We start from the raw sequence: 1,354 nt of genomic DNA on the forward strand, positions 1-1,354 counted from the left end.
TTCGAGCTGCCCATCGTGCGGACCGTGCAGCCGTCGGAGGGCTTCGACGGCAAGGCGTACACCGGTGACGGCCCGGCGATCAACAGCGCCGCGCCCGAGCGCGGCCTGGACCTGGACGGCCTGGGGGTCGCCGACGCCAAGGCGGCGATCATCGCGTGGCTGGAGGCGAACGGACACGGCACCGGCGCGGTGACCTACCGGCTGCGCGACTGGCTGTTCTCCCGGCAGCGCTACTGGGGTGAGCCGTTCCCGATCGTCTACGACGAGACCGGCGCCGCGATCGCCCTGCCGGAGGAGATGCTGCCTGTCGAGCTGCCGGAGGTGGAGGACTTCTCCCCGAAGACGTTCGACCCGGACGACGCGGCCTCCAACCCGGAGACCCCGCTGTCGCGTCGCCGCGACTGGGTCGAGGTGGAGCTGGACCTGGGCGACGGGCCGAAGCGCTACACCCGCGAGACCAACGTGATGCCGCAGTGGGCCGGCTCCTGCTGGTACGAGCTGCGCTACCTGGACCCGAGCAACTCCGACCGGTTCGTGGACGCGGAGAACGAGCGCTACTGGATGGGTCCGCGCGGCGAGGGCGACTGCGGGGGCACCGACCTGTACGTCGGCGGCGCCGAGCACGCCGTGCTGCACCTGTTGTACGCGCGCTTCTGGCACAAGGTCCTGTTCGACCTGGGGCACGTGTCGTCGTTCGAGCCGTTCCGCAAGCTGTTCAACCAGGGCATGATCCAGGCGTACGCGTACACCGACTCGCGCGGCAGCTACGTGCAGGCCGAGGAGGTCTTCGAGCGCGACGGCGCCTACTACCTGGGCGACCTGGCGGTGAACCGCGAGTACGGCAAGATGGGCAAGTCGCTGAAGAACGTGGTGACCCCCGACGAGATGTGCGCCGCCTACGGCGCTGACACCTTCCGGGTGTACGAGATGTCGATGGGCCCGCTGGAGGTGTCCCGCCCCTGGGAGACCCGGGCGGTGGTCGGCTCGTACCGGTTCCTGCAGCGGGTCTGGCGGGCCGTTGTCGACGAGCAGACCGGTGCCCTGCGGATCACCGAGGACCCGGCCGACGAGGCGACCCGCCGGCTGCTGCACAAGGTCATCGACGGGGTCCGTGGCGACATGGACGGCATCCGGTTCAACACCGCCATCGCCAAGCTGATCCAGCTGACCAACGGGCTGACCGGGCTGTCGGCGACGCCCCGCGAGGTGGCCGAGCCGCTGGTGCTGATGGTGGCGCCGTTCGCCCCGCACCTGGCCGAGGAGTTGTGGCGCAAGCTGGGCCATGACACCTCGCTGACGTACGCGGACTTCCCGAGCGCCGACCCGGCGTTGCTGGTGGCCGACACGGTGACCT

The 1,354-nt window shown here is 70.2% G+C and carries 1 protein-coding gene; it reads left to right on the forward strand.

Annotated features, from left to right (window positions below):
* On the forward strand, positions 1-1,354 hold a 1,354-nt coding region (locus KBX53_RS32995), incomplete at both ends, for a class I tRNA ligase family protein (RefSeq protein ID WP_210863772.1).

Origin of the sequence: Micromonospora sp. M51 (genome assembly GCF_018070305.1) — a bacterium.
GTDB lineage: Bacteria > Actinomycetota > Actinomycetes > Mycobacteriales > Micromonosporaceae > Micromonospora > Micromonospora parva.